The organism is Paenibacillus flagellatus, assembly GCF_003217775.1.
GTDB classification, from domain to species: domain Bacteria; phylum Bacillota; class Bacilli; order Paenibacillales; family NBRC-103111; genus Paenibacillus_AB; species Paenibacillus_AB flagellatus.
Map to the genome: position 1 here is coordinate 151,448 of NZ_QJVJ01000004.1, position 18,219 is coordinate 169,666.

General features: G+C 61.0%; 17 protein-coding genes and 1 tRNA gene. 3 read left to right on the forward strand and 15 right to left on the reverse strand.

Going from position 1 to position 18,219, the window contains the following annotated elements; genetic code table 11:
- Positions 1–67 precede the first annotated feature (67 nt).
- The 5 genes from DLM86_RS10300 to galT all read right to left on the reverse strand — a co-directional run bounded on the left by DLM86_RS10300 (position 68) and on the right by galT (position 4,440).
- Positions 68–826, reverse strand: a complete 759-nt coding sequence (locus DLM86_RS10300; protein ID WP_110839926.1) for a hypothetical protein — start codon at positions 824–826, stop codon at positions 68–70.
- A gap of 127 nt (positions 827–953) precedes the next feature.
- Positions 954–1,027, reverse strand: a tRNA-Pro gene (locus tag DLM86_RS10305).
- Positions 1,028–1,249: 222 nt separating this feature from the next.
- Positions 1,250–2,239: a UDP-glucose 4-epimerase GalE gene (gene galE, locus DLM86_RS10310; protein ID WP_110839927.1), complete on the reverse strand. Its 990-nt coding sequence runs from the start codon at positions 2,237–2,239 to the stop codon at positions 1,250–1,252.
- A 24-nt stretch (positions 2,240–2,263) separates the two neighbouring features.
- Complete coding sequence (locus DLM86_RS10315) at positions 2,264–3,460, reverse strand: galactokinase (protein WP_110839928.1); 1,197 nt, start codon at positions 3,458–3,460, stop codon at positions 2,264–2,266.
- On the reverse strand, positions 3,457–4,440 hold the full coding sequence (galT, locus tag DLM86_RS10320; protein WP_110839929.1) for a galactose-1-phosphate uridylyltransferase: 984 nt from the start codon (positions 4,438–4,440) through the stop codon (positions 3,457–3,459). Before galT ends, DLM86_RS10315 begins: the two co-directional genes overlap by 4 nt.
- Before the next feature lie 211 nt (positions 4,441–4,651).
- Here galT and DLM86_RS10325 point away from each other — a divergent pair, with 211 nt between their 5' ends.
- Together DLM86_RS10325 and DLM86_RS10330 are read left to right on the forward strand one after the other, a co-directional pair.
- Positions 4,652–5,887 carry an ROK family transcriptional regulator gene (locus tag DLM86_RS10325; RefSeq protein ID WP_110839930.1) on the forward strand — a complete coding sequence of 412 codons (1,236 nt, stop codon included), beginning with the start codon at positions 4,652–4,654 and terminating at the stop codon, positions 5,885–5,887.
- A gap of 207 nt (positions 5,888–6,094) precedes the next feature.
- Complete coding sequence (locus tag DLM86_RS10330; RefSeq protein WP_110839931.1) at positions 6,095–6,766, forward strand: hypothetical protein; 672 nt, start codon at positions 6,095–6,097, stop codon at positions 6,764–6,766.
- Positions 6,767–7,466: 700 nt separating this feature from the next.
- On the opposite strand, the gene DLM86_RS10335 is transcribed toward DLM86_RS10330, so the two are convergent.
- From DLM86_RS10335 to DLM86_RS10345, 3 genes are all read right to left on the reverse strand, one after another.
- Positions 7,467–7,742 (reverse strand): HU family DNA-binding protein, encoded by a 276-nt coding sequence (locus tag DLM86_RS10335; RefSeq protein ID WP_110839932.1) that lies wholly within the window; start codon positions 7,740–7,742, stop codon positions 7,467–7,469.
- A gap of 209 nt (positions 7,743–7,951) precedes the next feature.
- Positions 7,952–9,430: a stage IV sporulation protein A gene (gene spoIVA, locus DLM86_RS10340; protein WP_110839933.1), complete on the reverse strand. Its 1,479-nt coding sequence runs from the start codon at positions 9,428–9,430 to the stop codon at positions 7,952–7,954.
- Between the two features lie 359 nt (positions 9,431–9,789).
- A complete protein-coding gene (locus tag DLM86_RS10345; protein WP_110839934.1) occupies positions 9,790–13,452 on the reverse strand; it encodes a cadherin-like beta sandwich domain-containing protein in 3,663 nt (1,220 codons plus the stop codon).
- Between the two features lie 158 nt (positions 13,453–13,610).
- On the opposite strand from DLM86_RS10345, the gene DLM86_RS10350 reads away from it, so the two are divergent.
- Positions 13,611–14,429, forward strand: coding sequence for an AraC family transcriptional regulator (locus DLM86_RS10350; protein ID WP_158289419.1), 819 nt, complete (start codon positions 13,611–13,613; stop codon positions 14,427–14,429).
- A gap of 50 nt (positions 14,430–14,479) precedes the next feature.
- On the opposite strand, the gene DLM86_RS10355 is transcribed toward DLM86_RS10350, so the two are convergent.
- From DLM86_RS10355 to DLM86_RS10385, 7 genes are all read right to left on the reverse strand, one after another.
- Positions 14,480–15,235 carry a DUF3939 domain-containing protein gene (locus DLM86_RS10355; RefSeq protein ID WP_245954497.1) on the reverse strand — a complete coding sequence of 252 codons (756 nt, stop codon included), beginning with the start codon at positions 15,233–15,235 and terminating at the stop codon, positions 14,480–14,482.
- Between the two features lie 40 nt (positions 15,236–15,275).
- Positions 15,276–15,620, reverse strand: a complete 345-nt coding sequence (locus tag DLM86_RS10360) for a 2Fe-2S iron-sulfur cluster-binding protein (protein ID WP_110839936.1) — start codon at positions 15,618–15,620, stop codon at positions 15,276–15,278.
- Positions 15,610–16,269: a hypothetical protein gene (locus DLM86_RS10365; RefSeq protein ID WP_146250191.1), complete on the reverse strand. Its 660-nt coding sequence runs from the start codon at positions 16,267–16,269 to the stop codon at positions 15,610–15,612. The genes DLM86_RS10360 and DLM86_RS10365 overlap by 11 nt, the downstream gene beginning before the upstream one ends.
- Entirely contained in the window at positions 16,232–16,525 is a 294-nt protein-coding gene (locus DLM86_RS10370) for a 2Fe-2S iron-sulfur cluster-binding protein (protein ID WP_110839938.1), read from the reverse strand. The genes DLM86_RS10365 and DLM86_RS10370 overlap by 38 nt, the downstream gene beginning before the upstream one ends.
- Positions 16,526–16,543: 18 nt before the next feature.
- The gene (locus DLM86_RS10375) at positions 16,544–16,714 is read right to left on the reverse strand and encodes a DUF2768 family protein (protein WP_342773077.1); all 171 of its coding nucleotides are present in this window, start codon (positions 16,712–16,714) and stop codon (positions 16,544–16,546) included.
- Positions 16,715–16,817: 103 nt separating this feature from the next.
- Positions 16,818–17,903 (reverse strand): GerAB/ArcD/ProY family transporter, encoded by a 1,086-nt coding sequence (locus DLM86_RS10380; protein WP_110839940.1) that lies wholly within the window; start codon positions 17,901–17,903, stop codon positions 16,818–16,820.
- A gap of 74 nt (positions 17,904–17,977) precedes the next feature.
- Positions 17,978–18,211 (reverse strand): hypothetical protein, encoded by a 234-nt coding sequence (locus DLM86_RS10385; protein WP_110839941.1) that lies wholly within the window; start codon positions 18,209–18,211, stop codon positions 17,978–17,980.
- Positions 18,212–18,219: the final 8 nt, after the last annotated feature.

The following is an 18,219-nucleotide window of genomic DNA, read 5'->3' on the forward strand; positions in this document are numbered from 1 at the left end:
CATAAAGACGAAAAAGGAGCCGCCCCGCCTCGGGACGGCTCCCATCGTTCGTATGAAAAGGGGGAGGCTAATAGCCTCCATAATTGCAGCCGCAAGCGCCGCACTCGCATTGAATCCACTTGCAGCGGTAACAGATCAGGTGAGTGCGCGTCGTAATGTATTTCCGGCAGCGCCAGCAGTTGTCCGATCGATGGTTTTGTTTCAACCGCACCGCTTGTTCGGCCACCAGCCGGGCCGTCGTCTCCCGCTGAATCCGCTTTCGTCTCCGCTCCTCCTCGTGCCGGCGCTCCTCCTCCATCATGCGAGGCTTGTCCCCCCGGGCAAGCTCGGCCGCCATCGCCCTCACTCTCTCCACGGCAATGCCGAACGTAATGCCGAGCGTTACGGAGAACGATCCGTCATCCAGCTCCCGGATCCGGTATTTCGTGACGAAGCCGATCGGACGCAAGTCCGCCTTTTTGGCGCTCGCCGCGTAGTAATCGGCTTCTCTCGGCAGCTCGAACGACCCGAGCCCGTCGAGATGAGCGTAGGTGGCCGCATCCGTCTTGCCGGAGCGGCTCCATCTGCCGATCGACGCTTCCTGCAAGTAGCGGACGGGCGGCTTCGACGGGAACGAACGGCTGTATGTATCCAACGTGATCACTTTGTATTCGAGTTCTTTGCGGATCGACTCCGTGACCATGCGCTCCTGCCTGCGGATGGCCTCGGCGCGCTTTCGGTCCTCCTCCGCATCCTGCTTCATTCTGGGCGCCAAGGCGCAATCGAAGCATTTCGCCACCTTGGACGGCGTGTCGATCCGTTTTCCGCAGACGATACAAGTATACATCGGCTTCCTCCCCGAACGTTCTCGTGATGATCGATCGTCCGCGCGCCGAAGCGGGCAAGCAAAAGCCGCTTCCCTCGGACGCAGTAAATCTGCGTCGAGCAAGCGGCTTCGCCTTGACGATATGAAATCGGAGTAACAGGATTTGAACCTGCGACCTCACCCACCCCAAGGGTGCGCGCTACCAGGCTGCGCTATACCCCGATATGCGACGGCAATGAAATGCTGTCCGGCACGAGCAAACGGTTGTCCGGCGCGGATTACGCTCCTCCGCCTGCCCGCTTTTTCTCGGCGAACTTTATAATAACACGCGCGCGTCCCCCTTGCAAGTGTTTGAGACGCATCCCGGAAATATTTAGGACGGGAGCGAACGAGGCGGACGCGGGGCGAAACCGATGCGCAGCCCGCCCCGCCGCTCCCGCGCCGTCAGTCGCCGTACCCGTTCGGGTGACGGCTGTGCCATTGCCATGCCGTCTCGATAATCGTCGACAAGTCGTCATATCGCGGCTGCCAACCGAGCACGGCGCGCGCCTTCTCCGACGAAGCGATGAGGACGGCGGGGTCTCCGGCACGGCGCGGGGACACGGCCGCCGGAATCGGATGACCCGTTACGCCGCGGGCCAAATCGATCACCTGCTTCACGGAGAAGCCCGTGCCGTTGCCCAAATTGAATATGTCGCTGGCGCCGCCCGCACGCAGGTGCTTCAGCGCCAGCCAATGCGCGTTGGCCAAGTCCATGACGTGGATATAGTCCCGGATACACGTGCCGTCCTCGGTCGGGTAGTCGTCGCCGTAGATGCCGATGTGCTCGCGCTGACCGAGCGGGACTTGCAAAATGATCGGAATAAGATGGCTTTCCGGCTTGTGGTCTTCGCCGATCGAGCCGTCCGGATGCGCGCCGCACGCGTTGAAGTATCGCAGCGAGACGAACTTCAAGCCGTAGGCGCGTTCGCACCAGCGGAACATATTTTCCATCGCGAGCTTCGTTTCGCCGTACGGGCTTTCCGGACGAGTCGGAGCCGTTTCCAAAATCGGCACGCTTTCCGGCTCGCCGTACGTGGCCGCGGTCGAGGAGAAGACGATTTTGTCGACGCCGTTCGCCGTCATCGCCCGCACGAGCGAATGGGTGCCGAACAAGTTGTTGTCATAGTAGTCCAGCGGCTGCTGAACGCTTTCGCCGACCAGGGAGCTTGCCGCGAAATGGATGACCGCTTCGATCTCGTTGTCGCGGAAAACGCCGTTCAGAAAGGCGCCGTCGCGAATATCCCCCTCGTAAAAGCGGGCGTCGGGCGAAACCGCCGAGCGGTGCCCCGTTCTCAAATTGTCGACGACGACGACCCGCTCCCCTTGCGCCAACAGCTCGGCGACCGTGTGGCTGCCGATATAGCCGGCTCCGCCGGTTACTAGAATAGCCATGCCCGCTTTCCTCCTTCTATTGTGTTATACGTCCAGCTCTTTCGCCCCGTCGCCGATCTCGCATACGTAAAACGACGGCACGAGTCCCGTCTTCGCCGTATAGCGCTCGGCCACGAGACGCTGGAACGACTCGACCGCCTCGTCGCGGACGACGCTCACGCTGCAGCCGCCGAACCCGGCCCCGGTCATCCGGGTGCCGATGCAGCCGTCGATCGCGCTCGCCTCCTCGAACAGCGTATCGAGCTCGAATCCGGTCACTTCGTACAGATCGCGCAGCGACTCGTGGGACGCTTTCATCAGCTCGCCGAACGTGACGAGGTCGCCCCGCTCCAGACTGGCGCGAGCCTTCAAGACGCGGTCGTCCTCCGTCACGACGTGCTCGACCCGGCTGCGGATGACCGGATCGGCGACGGCGTCCTTCGCCGCCTCCCACTGCTCGAGCGACAGCTCTCCCAAGCTTGCGAGCGAGGGGATTTTTTCCTTCAACAATTGTAGCCCGTCCTCGCACTGTTGTCTACGCTCATTGTATTTCGAATCGGCGAGTCCCCGCCGCTTGTTCGTGTTCGTGATGACGAGCTTGCAGCCCTCGATGCGGAACGGGACGTACTGGTAGTCGAGCGTGTCGCATTTCAGCATGACCGCGTGGTCCTTCTTGCCCATCCCGACGGCGAATTGATCCATGATGCCGCAATTGACGCCGACGAACCGGTTCTCCGCGCGCTGCGACAGCTTGACGAGCTCGAGCGTCGGCAGCTCCACGCCGGCGACGGATGTGAAGGCGAGCGCCGTAGCCAGCTCGATCGAGGCCGACGATGACAAGCCCGCTCCGTTCGGAACGTTGCCGTAGTAAAGCACGTCGGCGCCCCGGTAGCGGCTCGCGTACGAGCCGCCGTCCAGCTTCAGCAGCTCCGACAGGACGCCTTTCGGATAATTGGCCCAATCGTCCTCTTTGCGGTACGATACGTCCGCCGCCGGCGTATCGGCTTCCGCCTCGAATTGAAGCGAGCGGAATCGGTATTGTCCGTCCGTGCGCGGCTTGATCAGCGCGTACGTGCCGAACGTCAGCGCCGCCGGGAACACGTAGCCCCCGTTGTAATCCGTATGCTCGCCGATCAGATTGACCCGGCCCGGGGCGAAAAAGACGCGCACCCCCTCGGCGCTTCCGAACTTCTCGGCGAATTGCCGCTTCAATCGGGTTAAGTCCACCGTTAGTGCCGTCATTGCAATCTCCCTTCCTTTCGCAAAAAGCGCTCGTACGCTTCGCGCATTTTCGGCGCCGTCTCCTCGACCGCCATCGGATTGGCCGCCGCCCAGGCGCCCATCTCCGAGGAGGCGTACCATTTGATTTTGTCTTTATCGCGCAGCGGCGGATAAAACTCGATATGGAAATGGTAAAACGGCTCGACGTCGTCTCCGTTGACCGGGCGCTGATGGATGACCATCATGTACGGGAACAGCCGGTCGAACAATTGGTCCATCGCCCCCGTCGTATCTTTCAACATTTCGGCGAGCGACCGTTTCTCCGCTTCGGTGAAGTCGGTAATCGCGGTCAGATGGCGTTTGCTGACGATGAAGACGCCGTACGGGAAGTCGGTGAAATACGGCAAGTAGCAAAGAAAATGTTCGTTCTCGATGACGATCCGCTTCGCGAATTCGACTTCATTCCGGTTCATGTCGCACAGCAGGCATGTGCCGTTCTCCGCATGGTGGATGCGGCAGCTTTCCAGCTCGGTTTTGATTTTGAGCGGCATTTGCGAGTACGCGTAAATTTGCCCGTGCGGGTGGGGCATCGTCACGCCGCATTCCTCGCCGCGGTTTTCGAAAATCATGACGTATTGATGGTGCGGGTCTTTCTCCAGCTCGGCAAACCGTTCCGTCCATAGGTCGATCACTTTGCCGATGTGATCGACCGACAGCTCCGGCAGCGTCTTTTCGTGATCCGGCGAGTAAAGAACGACCTCGCATTTGCCGAACGATTTCTCCGCCTTGTATAGCGACGTCTCGACCGGATCGGGCTCGGGCGGATTCGGGCTCAGCGCGGGAAAATCGTTCTCGTACAGATGAACGTCGTATTCGTCCGGCACTTTGCCGGAGCCGGGGCAAAACGGGCAGTAGCCTTTCGGCATATGCGGGCGGTTTTGCCGGTTCGAGGCGACCATGACCCAGTCGCGTAGCAAAGGGTTGAAGCGCAATTCTGCCATGCTGCATCCTCCTGGCCGTATTCGGCCGATACTTTGTTAATTATTTTAATAAAGTCGTTTGATTTTATCTTACTCTTTCCGATTCGCAAACACAACTATAATTTCGCATGTTTATATGTGCCGCATGCAATCGGCTGGTTTCGATTGCGTTCGGACCCTTAATTAGATATTCTAATAAAGATACGAAATTGAGACGAAGGACGGAAACCCGATGACGAAGCCGCTGATCGGCAGCTTTCAATTGATGAAATCGTTGAACCGCTCGCTCGTGCTGACGACGATCCGCAGCGCCGGACCGATTTCCCGTGCGGAGATCGCCAAACGGACCGCTTTGACGCCGCCGACGGTGACCAATATCGTGAACGAGCTGATCGAGGAGAAATTCGTCGTCGAGAGCGAAATCGGGGCGTCGAGCGGCGGGCGGAAGCCGATCCTGCTCAAGCTGAACGCGCAGGCGTTCTCGATCGTCGGCGTCGACGTCGGCGTCGGCGCGATCAAGACGATGCTGACCGATCTGGACGCGAACGTCATCGGCGAATCCCGCCGCCCCCTCCCTCCCCGTCCGGACGCGGAGACGTTCCTGGACGAGCTGAAGCGGGCGGTCGCCGAACGGATCGGGGAAGCCGGGCCGGATCGTCCCGTCGTCGGCATCGGCGTCGGCATGCACGGCCTCGTCAATCCGGAGGAGGGCGTCTCCGTCTTCGCCCCGAACTTGCACTTGCGGCAGCTGCCGATTCGGGATTCGCTCGAGGAGGCGTTCAGCCTCCCCGTCTACGTGGAGAACGACGTCGTCGCCATGGCGCTCGGAGAGCAATGGTTCGGCGGCGGTCGGGAGACGGACCACTTCATCTGCGTCAATATCGGTGTCGGGGTCGGCGCGGGCATCGTGCTGAACCGGACCCTCTTCCGCGGAAGCAGCTACTCGGCCGGCGAGCTCGGGCATACGACCGTCGATCTGAACGGCCCCCGCTGCAGCTGCGGCAATTACGGCTGCCTGCAGACGCTCGTGTCCGGACCGGCGATCGCCGAATGGGTGCAGAACGAAATCGCGCTCGGCCGGCGCAGCTCGCTTGAGCCGGGTGAAGCCGGCAGCCTGGGGGCGATTACCGGAGAGCGCGTTTACGAGGCGGCGCTCGCCGGCGACGAGCTGGCGCTCGAGGCGTTCCGCAAGGCGGGAAGGCTGCTCGGCATCGGCTTGACGAACATGATCCATACGATCAACCCGCAAAAAATCATTTTGGGCGGAGGCGTCGCGCAGGCGGGCCCGCTTCTGACCGAGCCGCTCGCGGAGACGGTTCGGGCGCGGGCGCTGGAATCGTCGGTGCGCCACCTGACCATCGAGACGTCCCGGCTCGGCGACCGGGCGACGGCGATCGGCGCGGTGACGATCGTCCTCTCCCGCTTGTTCGCGCAGCCGCATTTGGGTGCCGAAGGCGCGGCGCGGTGAAGCGTGGTGCGTTGAAGGTGTGGTGAAGGTGGCGGAGGTGTTGGTGGAAAAGGAAAGTTCTAGCAATGCCCCTCGCTTCTCTAAATTCCAAGTAGAATTAGACGCCCCGGGTCGGCGCGTGTTATAATCCGGATATGACGAAGAACGTCCTTCTCCCGCCTAGGGGTAAGGACGTTTTTTAGTTTTATGGCGAGGAGTGGGTCCGTTATGGATTTCGAACAAGCGCATGCCGCCTTTGTCGATCGTCATCTGTCGAAGCGTACCGGCGAACGTAAAGGCCGGCTGCTCCGCGGGCATTCATTTGCCGAAACGCTGTTTCTCCGCAATGTCTGGTGGCCCTTGTTCGGCACGCTGGACCACCTTCATCCCGAGTACGAAATATACGACTGGAACCGCAAGTCGCAGTTTCTCGACTTCGCGTTCCTCCCCGCTTACGGCCGGTTCGGTCTCGAGATCGACGGCTTTCAGAGCCATGTAAAGGAAATGGATCGCGACAAATTCAGCTACTCGCTGAATCGGGACACGTTCTTGACGGGAATGGGCTGGAACATGCTCCATTTCTCGTTCGACGACGTGCAGCAGCGCCCCGAAGTATGCCGCATGCTGCTCCAGCTGGCGCTAGGTCCCTGTCTGATGCGCGGTCCTGCCGTTCGGGCGGCCGACATTGCGGAAAAGGAGGTGCTTCGTTTGGCTTGGAGCTTGGGCCGGGCGATACGGCCAAAAGACGTGAGGGACCGGCTGGAGATCAACTTTCGCACCGCGCGTAAATGGCTCCGCGGCTTGACGGCTAAAGGGCTCTTGAATCCCGTTGCCGGCGGACGGGGCGTCCGGCACTACGAGTTGGCGGAAGGTACGCGTTCGTGGGAGGCGCTCATTTAGATGAGATAGGGGGGGCACCGGGGGGTCGCAGGGCGGCGGCGCCCAGGATTCCCCATGAGGCGCCGGTGCAGCAGTGCGATCCGGCGGCGCTCGGGCTTTTTCGGGCGTTCCAACGGCACTCTCTCGCGGAAATCAACTTGTTAGCATCAAAAGCGGCTCCCTCTCCGCCCCTTCCGATTGGATATTATCCAGCAGAATCATCCTTGAGGAAGCCTTTCGGGCTTTCTATTGGATTCCGTCCAACAGATAATGCCTGGAACGGACGATTCGGCGCTAGACATAGCCGATCTATTGGATGAAATCCAATCGGGGCATTCTTTGTCGCCCCATCCTTGCAATCTGCTGGATGTTTTCCAATTGAAGTGTCAGGTCGGGCTGTACATCCTCTCCAAGCCGATCAAACTGCCCGAACATTTCCCGATAGAGAGACACACTCGCCCCCCGCGAACCCGCGTCATCTCTTCCACATGTGGCTGACCACCGTCCTGTGACGTCGAACACCGCGCTGGGAGCTTCGCGCTGAGCAGAAACTTACCGTTTTCGCTCCCGCGAGCCCCCCCATATCCGCCTCGATACGCCGCCGGCACACGGACCCCGATTTGGCCGTGCACCATCCGGCAAAATAAAAAGTGCCTGCGCGATCGGACAGGCACTTCGGAGAAAGCGGTACATATATCCGGTTAAAGGACGGCGGAACCCGTTATTGCGCGCATACGTCGCGCAGCTGCTTGCCCGGCTTGAACGCGGGCACCTTGCTGGCCGGGATGTCGATTTCTTCGCCCGTCTGCGGATTGCGTCCTTTGCGAGCGGAACGTTCACGAACTTCAAAGTTACCGAATCCGACAAGCTGCACTTTGTCGCCGCTTTGCAGCGCTTCCGTAATCGCGTCGAAGACGGCGTCTACCGTTTTCGTAATGTCCTTTTTGGACAAGTCGGTCGTCTCCGCCACTTTGGCGATCAACTCCGATTTATTCATGCCATTCACCTCCCCCCACGAGCGTTTGCCGTTATTCTCTGTGTTCACCGTTTCGCGGGAAAATATACATGCCCGGCGCGCAAAATGTTGCCGGAAGCGGGAAATCGTCATCCTTCCGCCGCGCGGGCGACCGGTCGCCCGTCCGCAGACGAAAAAGCACCTCCTGCGAGGTGCTTTCCGATAGCGGCCGATCCGCCGCCGAACCCACGTTACAAAATGATCGCGATCAAGCCGCCCGACCCTTCGTTGATAATGCGGCCGAGCGTTTCCTGCAGCTTGTAGCGCGCGTTGTCCGGCATCATGGCGAGCTTGCCTTGAATTCCCTCGCGTACGATCGAGTGCAGCGAGCGGCCAAAAATGTCCGACTCCCATATCTTTAGCGGGTTTTCCTCGAAGTCCTGCATCAAGTAGCGGACGAGCTCCTCGCTTTGCTTCTCCGTGCCGATGATCGGAGCGAACTCCGACTCGACGTCGACGCGGATCATATGGATCGAAGGCGCGGTCGCCTTCAGCCGGACGCCGAAGCGGGAGCCTTGGCGGATCAGCTCGGGCTCGTCGAGCGACATGTCCTCGAGACTCGGAGGCGCGATGCCGTAGCCGGTCGTCTTGACCATCTCGAGCGATTCGGCGAACCGGTCGTATTCGCGTTTCGCATGCGTAAATTCCTGCATGAGCTGGAGCAGATGGTCTTTGCCGCGAATTTCGACGCCGACCACTTCCATCAATATTTTATCGTACAGCTCATCCGGCGCGTACAGGTCGATCTCGGCGACGCCCTGGCCCATGTCCATGCCGGCGAGTGCGGCCCGCTCGATAAATTCGTAGCTGTCGAACGCGCCGACGACGCGATCGACGTCGCGCAGACGGCGAATGTCCTTCACCGTGTTGCGGACGGAATTTTCGAAGTGCGACCGGAGCCAGTGGCTTTCGTCCAGCACCATGACCCAGCTCGGCAGGTTGACGTTCACTTCGTGAACCGGGAACTCGTACAGCACTTCGCGCATCACTTGCAAAATATCGTCTTCCGTCATCGAGGCGACGCTCGTCGCCATGACCGGGATATCGTATTTGGCGGCCAGCTCGTTGCGGAGCTCGATCGTTTCCGGCGCCGTCGGCTTGATCGAGTTGACGATCAAGATGAACGGCTTGCCGACTTCCTTCAGCTCGTTGATGACCCGCTCTTCCGCTTCCACGTAGGAGGAGCGCGGAATTTCCGCGATCGAGCCGTCGGTCGTCACGACCACCCCGAGCGTCGAATGCTCTTGAATCACTTTGCGCGTGCCGATCTCGGCCGCTTCCTGGAACGGAATCGGCTCGTCGAACCACGGCGTCGTAATCATGCGCGGACCGTTCTCGTCTTCGTACCCTTTCGCCCCTTGCACCGCGTACCCGACGCAATCGACGACGCGAACGTTGACGTTCAGCCCTTCCGCGACGTTCAGCCGCACGGCGTTGTTCGGCACGAACTTCGGCTCCGTCGTCATGATGGTCCGCCCGGCGGCGCTTTGCGGCAGCTCGTCGGTGGCCCGGACCCGTTCGGCTTCGTTTTGGATGTTCGGCAGCACCAGCGTTTCCATGAACCGTTTGATAAACGTAGATTTCCCCGTCCGGACCGCGCCGACGACTCCCAGGTAGATGTCTCCCCCCGTGCGTTCCGCGATGTCCTTAAAGATATCCACTTTCTCCAATGAGATCCCCTCCCAACAGGATGATGAACGAAGCAGATGTCGCAATCGGATTGTTGACGGCGCCGGCCGCAGACTTCACTCGCAGTGCGACGATACTCGTACATGCTTTGGACTAGTAAAAATATATGTACTAGGATTCGGATTATGACAGAGCTTTTTCGAATTTTGAAATCGAATCCGGACTCGCAATCTATCGATCTACCAATCCGTCGCTTCCGCCACCCCACAGACCAATATATGTCGCCCGCGGCGCACATATTCGGGCGGCTTCGAAAGGACGCGAAAAAGACGCTTCCCGGGGGAAGCGCCTTTCAATACGAATGAAGATACGGCTCTTGCCTATTCCGTCGGAATCGACGTTATTTTCGCCCCGGTGGCACGCGATGGACCGTAATCGCGTACGCGGTCGACGTACCGTCCGTCGCCGTGACGACGACTTCGATCGGATTGGCTCCGATCGCGAGCTTGATGTCCCGCGACGATTGCCCGCTCGCGACCGGCTCGCCGTTCACCGTCACCGTCGCTTGGCCGTCCGCGGCGATCGGGCTTACCCGGATTTTCGGCACGCCGGCGAATACGTCGACCGTATACGCGGTCCGCTCCGGGGAAAAGGAAGGCGCAAGCGTCCCGTCGCTAAGCGCGAGCCCGCTCAAGCGGGAGTCGGCCGTCCGTCTAACCGTGACGGTGTAGGATTTCGCTTGGCCGTTCTGGGCGACGCTCCGCACCTCGATCGGATTGTCGCCCACCTGCAGCGGTACGGGAGCCGACGGCCGGCCGCTTTCCGTCTCGACCCCGTTGACGGTCAGCTTGACGAACGGCTCCGCCGCCGTCGGCGTGATGCGGACCGCGTAGACGTCGTGCGTCACGCTCGCCCGATAATCGGAGACGTCCGGCGAGAAGGCGGGCTCGATCGAAGCCTCGCCCACCGCCAAGCTTTGCAATTGCGGGTTTTGCGACGGATTGACGATCAAGTACGGGCGGAACCCGGCATCGGCGTATTCTTTGGCGCGAAGTCGGACGACCGTATTCTTCGTGCCCGGATCGGTCAGCCGGAACGTCGCTTTACGGTCTCCGTCCATCCGGGATCGCACGAACCCGGTCACATCGACGGCGTACCATCCGGCGGATGAAACGGTGACCGTGCCTAACGGTACCGAGCCCGCTTTCGGCCGGTTGTTCCAATCGATCGTCGACTCGCTCCAGCTCGCTTGGGCATACCCGTCCACCGCCAACGTAACGGGCTTCATCAGCGCCTCGTCCACGTAAAACACCAATTTCGCCTCGTTCACCGCAGAACCCGCGAAGCTTCCGAAATCGGCCTTCATAAAGGCGATCCGATCCCCTCCGCCGAGCGAGCCGGGAATGTCGGCGACCTCAAGCAGCGGCGCGGCCCCGAACCGCTCGGTCGGACGCGTCTCGAACACGTGCGCGTCCTCCGTCATCGGGAACACGTTGACCGCCGGCTCGGCGCGGATGACCGTAACCGTATAGACGGTCACGGCGCCGTCGCGCTCCGTCACCTCGACGACGACGGGATTGCTGCCGACCGCGAGCGGTATGGCGGCGGAAGCGGAGCCGCTCGCGACCGGCGAACCGTTCACCGTAATCGCGGCGACGGGCGAGGCTGCCGTCGGCGTCACCGTTACGGCCTCGTCGGCATGGCCGGCCTGGACGGTGTACGTCGTCGCATGACGGACGAAAGGCTGATTCCAGGTTCCGACGTTAAGGGCGAGCCCCGTCAAGCCGGCACCTTCGTCCGGGTACACGGTGGCGGCCGGCGGCCGGTCGTACGCCTTCGCCCAGTAATGCCCCGGCGCATCGATGCTTCGCGGCATGAACCCGACCTGCCGCCCTGCGGCGATCGGTTCCGAGCTGGCCGTCGCCACGCCGTCCGGGTTCGTCGCGACCGTGACGAACTTGCCGCCGGAATAGGTGAACCGGCCGCCGACGGTCGCGGACGGAACGGCTTGACCCGTCGCGTAGTCGGCCACCTTCAGCGTAACGGTCGCACCGGTTCCGTTGTAAGCGACTTTCATGCCGTTCACGACGATCGGCGTGAGTGAAGTCGTCCCCGTTCGGGCCGATGCTTCGGCCGAAGCGGGACCGACGTTGCCCCGCACGTCGACCGCGGCGACCTTATAATAGTACGTCGTGTCGGCGAGAAGTCCCGTGTCGAGGAACGACACGCTTCTCGTCGTGCCGGCCAGATTGGACGGACTCGGCGCGAAGCCGCTCGTCGTGCTGCGATAAATGTTGTACCGGTCCACTTCCGTATTGTCGGACGCCATGCCGAACCGGATCGAGATTTGCTGATAATCGATCGCCGACGCGACCGGGGCGCGGCTGACCGCCGACGGCGGCACCGCATCCGGCGGCGGGCTCCACAGCGTCGCTTCCGGTCCCCAATAAGAAGGAAGCGCCCGGTACGAATCGTAATGATGAACGGCAACGCCGCCGAACGACGGGCTGCCTCCGAACGCCGCATACACTTTATCCAGCTCCCGCTCCATCTCCGTTCGTCCTTTTTGCCGGAACGTGACGGTGTACGGGTCGGCCGTGTTGGCAACGTCGAGCGTCTCGACGCCGACGACGACCGAGTTCGGCTTGCCGATCGACGCCGCATAATCGATTTCGCCTTGGGCGCTGGCGATAATGCCGTTCGAGCCGTCGGCGGCGTCCCGGTAGTCCATGATCGAGATATAATCGCTAATATCTTGAACATGCTCGGACAGCGGCTTCACCGCGCCGTTCCAATCGACGGCGCTCGTCGTAGGCGAGGTGTCGTACCATCTCGGGATCGCGGGACCGATGGCGAGTCTCGTGCCGGATACGTTCCGTCTTTGCATCAGTTTGCTCAAGCCGTCCAAGTACTCTTTTTGCAAAAATTGGTCGGGGCTCTTGAAATCGGGCGAAATGTACGGCTCGATATCGACGTTTACCCCATCGAAACCGGCCTCGGGCGCCGAAGAAAGATTGAAGTTGATGATTTTCTCCACTTCGCGCGTCGCCCTGTCGTGATAGCGCGCGTACGCCCCCAAGTACGGCGGAGACGTGCCTCCCGCGATCAGCGCATGCACCTGGTAGCCGTTCGCATGCGCCCAGGTGAGGAAATCCCGTGCCTTGTCGGGCTTGTCCTCCAAAATGTCGATCCCGTCGTATCCGCCCACGGCGATGTAAAGCGTCGTTACCGGCTCCGAGCCGAACGTGGCCGTATCTTTCGCGAAGGCGTCCAATACCGTTCTCGAACCGGGGTTCAAATACAAATTGTACGCGGCCGGCTCCCATATCCACATCGCCCGGTCTTGGCGCGGGACGACGACCGGCTCGCTCGTGCCGTTCCCCGTCTTCGCATACGTCGTCATGCTGAGTCCGGTATTGCCGAACGTGTCGGTCGCCTTCGCTTCGATGGCGACCGTCTTGTCGCCGAGCCCGGCGCTGTTCCACGGCGTTTCGTACTCCGTGCCGTTCCATGACGCCGTCTGCCACGGCCCTCCGCCGATCCGGACTTGTACGGCGCTCATCGGATTCGGGCTGTCGATCGCCACCCGTACGGGCACGACGCCGCTGACGGCGGCGCCGTCCGCCGGGCTCGTCACCGTCACGCGCGGCTTGCGGGAAGGGGCATGATCGACGCGAAGCGTGACCGGATCCGACCAGACGCCCGAGCGCGTCGCCGTATCCGACCCTTTCGCCCGCAGCACGACCTCCCCTTCCCCGCCGTACTGAGCCGTATTCAGCTCGTACGTCCAAGTGCCCGTCCGGTCGCCGTCCGGGTCGTTCGTCACGACGTCCGCCTGCCTTAACCCGTCGATGACGAGCTTGACGTCGTACAAGCCGGCGTACGTGCCGGATATCGTGACCGTTCCGCCCGTCACGGTCGTCCCGTTCGCCGGGGATTCGATCGTGATGACGGACGCGGCTTGAACGGGCTTCGGCCCGATCGCGGCACCCGTACCGGTCAGCAGCATGGCGGCGATGGCGATCAACGCCGATCGCGGGGGCCTTTTGCCGATCGTCCACATACATGCATCGCTCCTTCTCCTCGAATCGTTCGATTCACGTAACCGCTTACAAAAGATTGAACGCGTTCACTCGTTATCGTAGCAAAATTGCTCTATACTGGGTATGAACGATGTGCTGTCAAGATGAACGATCTGATTATATTGCCGGGAGGGATCGAATGGCGCCGGAAGCCGACCGCGTGCCGCAGGCGGATGTTCTTCATGCGGACTACGCGCACCATTACAAGCCTTTCGAAACGTCGAGAAGGAAGCTGAACTACTACTATTTTCGACTGCAGGTGGAGGGGCAATGCCAGGCGTACGTCAATGGGGAAATCGTCGCGGTTCATCCGGGAGATCTGCTGCTGTACCGGCCGGGGGACACGGCGTTTATCCGGTTCGAGCGGACGCCGGAGCAGCCGCTGGGAAAAGCGTTGATCAGCGGAAACTATTATATGTCGTGCAGGGGGGCGTGGCTCGACGAATGGTGGGACTGTTCGCCCAAGCCGACGAAGATCAACATACCGCTTGGCGAAAGCGTCCTCTCGATCTTCAAGGAAATCGTGCAGGAACAGCGGAGAATGAAGGAGAAAGATGCGGCGATATCGGACTACTTGCTGCGCGTCTTCTGTCTGTCGATCGGAAGGACGATCGGGGAGCTGCAGGAGCGCGGCCGATCCACGCCGCCGCTCGTTCACCGGATGAAGCAGTTCATCATGGAAAACGCCGCCTCCCCTTTCCGGCTCGAGGATGTGGCCAAGCATGCGGGCATCAGCGTGCCGAGGGCCGTGGCGCTGTTCAAGTCCGCCTGCAATCAGACGATTATGCAGTACGCCCTGGAAGTGCGTCTGTCCATCGCGTGCGACCGCATCAAATTTACGATGACGAACTTGGAGAAGATCGCCGAATCGACCGGCTTCGGCAGCTATACGTACTTTCACCGCGTGTTCCGCTCCCGATTCGGCATATCGCCCAAGCAGTACCGCGAACGGCAGTAACCGGCGCGGCATCGCTTTCCGGCGGACCGGCCGACGGACGGGCAATCGCGTCATGGGGCCGTAGCTTTCGGCTCGTTGTCGATCCAATAATACGGGAACGACTTGACGGGGACGTACGGCGCGCTTTCGACGAGCAGCTCGCGCAAATCGGTTTGGGCGTCGGCCGACTTCATCCCTTTGCGCTCCATCGCTTGCATAATTTCGGGCGCATAGTCGATCGCCACCGTACCGTTGCGGTCCACGAGGAAGCCCAAATATTGGCGCGAATAGGGACTCTCCTGCTGCTCCAGCTTTTTGCCGAGCTTGGCGAAATCGAGCCGGTACACGTTGGTGCCCGCAGGTTCGCCTTTCGGAATGTCGCCGCCGCGGGACGATTTGTACTCGTCGACCCATTTCTGGATATCGCCCGTTTTCTGATAGGCGGCCACGTCGAGCAGCTTCACCTCGGGCTTCGTCTCGGCGTGAACGAGCACGAACATGGACGAGCCGCCGTTCTCGAAGGCGATTCCGGGCATTTGCCCGAGATACGGTCCCTGCGTCAGCTTCTTCAAGTCGAGCACGTACTTCTCGTAAACCGGCGTCGACATCTCCGAGTTTTTGATCGGGAGAACGCCGTTTTTTTCTTTATATTGATCGACCGCGTTTTGCACGAGCAAGATGCTCTCTTTTGCGGTGATCTGGTTTTCTTTGCGCATTTCCTTCGGATACATGCAGCCGGCCATAACCGGAAGAAGCGCCGTCAAGGCGATCGCGCCCGCGATTCGCCCGAGCGCCCGTCTGCGGACCCGGCTTCGATGGGTGGTCAATCGATTCGTCCTCCTTCCGTTCCTGCGCAGCTGTCAGACGCTACAGCCAATCGTCTTCCCGCTGCTTCGCCAATTGGGCGCGCACCGCCGCCTTGAGCGGATCTTCGGGCACGGAAACGACGCAGCTCCCGATCGCTCTCGCCTGGCACGCCAACCGGACCCGCTCGTCGATCATGCTGCCGAGCTTCCGCACCTCGTTGTCCCCGGGAGCGGACAGCCCCGCCCCGTCGTCCTCCACCGTCACTTTGCACATGAGACACGAAGCGTTCCCGCCGCAGCGCGTGCGGATATGGACACGCGCTTTGCGCGACGCGTCCAGCACCGTCATGCCCGGCTTGACCCGAACGGTTTTGTCGTCGGGCAAAAAACGAATGTCAACGCTCATCCGTCGTCTCCTCCCGTTCGTCCGGCAGCGGCAGCAGCTCCCGCAGCTTCGAGACGGCGTCCGGTCCGATCCGATTGCTCGCCAGCAGCGCGAGCAGCGAAGGCCGATGAAGGCTCATATCCGTTCGCATCGCCGCCGCGATCGGCTCATACCGGTCCGGCCGGTCCCGGAGCACGTTGAACAGCAGCTCATGGGCGAGCGGCATGAAGCGGACCGGCACGCCGCCGATCGAACCCGATCTCGCAAAGCGGGACAGAACGTCTACGACGCGCACCTCGTATTCGGACTGCTTTACGCGCACGCTCAAGCTTCCGACGAGCTCGACCTGCACGCCTTCGATCTCATAGTGGCTGAGCAGGGAGCCGTACATGCCCGTCTTGCTGTACGCCTGCTCGTCCAAGGAAAAGGACTGAAGCCGCGCATGCGCGTCCTTGGCGCCGGAAGCGTCGACGTACACGTCCAAATCGCGCGGCACGGCGTCGAGCGCGACACCCTGGAGCAGCGCGCCGCAGCTTCCTCCGACGAGCCATACGGCCGGGCAATCGGCGAGAAGCCCGCCCATGACGGCCAGCGCCCGCGTAACCGGCACGGGAACGTTAGCCGTCAACGGCTCAAAAGTAAGGCTTGTTGCGAACGGCAATCGTTCCATCGGCTATCACCTTCGCTTGGCATCCGAGCCGGTACCCTTGTGCCAGCTCCTCGTCGTCCAGCCCGTCCAACTCCGCATCGGTCGGTTCGTTCAACAGCTCCATCCCTTCGCTGACGAGACAGCGGCAGCGGGAGCATGTCCCCCGCGTGCACGAGAATCCCCAATCGACGTCCGCCTTCAACGCCAGCTCCAGAATCGTCCATCCGGTTTCGGCTTGCGCCGCCGCCCGTTTCGTTCGGCCAATCAATTCGATCAACGCGGTTCCCTCCGTCACCTATAGTATCGACACTAGCATGTATACGACGGACACCAGCAAAATGACGAACGCGACGACCGACAGTACGCCGCGTATGACGCCCTTCGTCTTGATTCGGGCGAACGTGATCACGAACGAAGCCAAAATCATCAGCCCCATTCCGATAAACGACGCCCACATTTTATCCATGCTGCTCAAGTTCCATCACCCTATGGATTAGTTCTATCGCCCCTGATTATAGCATTCCGGTATCCGTTTGTGAAATCGGACGATAGAATAGGGCGGCGGCACGCTAGCGGCGGCGGCGGAGCTTGCCGGCGGCGAAGAGCAGCAAGGGCAGAAACAAGCCGAACGTCATCGAATAGGGCGTCCACATGCGCGACGCGAACACGTCGAAATATTGCCGGTTCGGGACGAACACGATCGCCATATTGAAGACGATCATCGCCAGCGGCCAGACGATCGGCCGATACTGTTTCAGCTTCAGCAGCTCCGCCAGCCCGTAGGCCGTGGCGAAAAAGCCGACGGTCGTCTTGACGTATACGGTAATGAACCAGGCGAACGCCATGACGGCTTCGATCCGTTCGAAGAAATGGCCGACCCTTATTTTTTGCGCCAGCGCATAGCTCGGGTACGCGTACATCGCCGCGAGCGCGGGACCGATGACGAGCACGGCGAAGGCCGTCAGCAGAGCAAGCACCGCGATGCCCGCCAGCATTCCCGTCAACAGCGCTTTGCCCGCTTGATCGCGGCGATCGACGAACGGAAGCAGGCTGACCAAAATAACGGTTTCCATCAGCACGCCGAAATATTTCATATTCCCGGTCCAGATCGGAAGCAAGCCTTCCCCGGCGACCGGACGAATGTTCGCGACGTCGAGCTGCGGCCAGACGAACAAGAGGAGCGTCGCAAACAGGACGATAAACCATGGCAGCAGCAGCTCGCATAAGCGGACGATCGTCTCGATGCCGTATCGGACTCCGACGACCATCGCGATGAGGAACAAGAGGATGATCGATTCGATCGGCGTGCGGGGGATGATCTGCGTCGTCAAAAAATCCCCGATCTCCATCGTCATCAGCGCCGTGTCCACAAAAAAATAAGAAACGAAGAGCGCGCCGGCCGCCGTCCCGAGCCAGGAGCCGAATACGCTGCGGCAGAGGCGGACCAACGTCGCCTCCGGGTACCGCTTCGTCAGTGCCATATAGAGCCAGGCGAGCAGCAGCGCTTCCGGCCAGCCCAGCACCGCCCCGAGCCAGGCGTCCTGCTTCGCCTCGCTTGCGAGCCATGACGGCACGTACAGCATCGCGTCCCCGACGACGAACAAAAAGACGACGAACGCGTATTGTCGGGCGCTTATCCTTTGCGTTATTCCCATTGTTCCAACACCTGACCTCTTGGATCGATTCGATGACCGGATCGTTTGCGGCGAACGGACCGCGCCTCGTTCGGCTACTTCATGCTCCCGTAAATCCAATCGCTCAGCGGCTTGTATACGTAGGCGATCCAGTCGAGCGGATTCGGAATGTCGGCCTGCATCGCCTGCGCCATGCTTAACCCGGTTCCGAACAGAAGCAGGAAGGCGAAAAACGCCGCATCCTTTTTCAGCTCGTTCCTCCAAAGCGACGGCAGCTCGAACGCGGCGATCGCGGCGGCGATCAGCAAGATGGCTAGTAGCGGCCACATGGACGAAT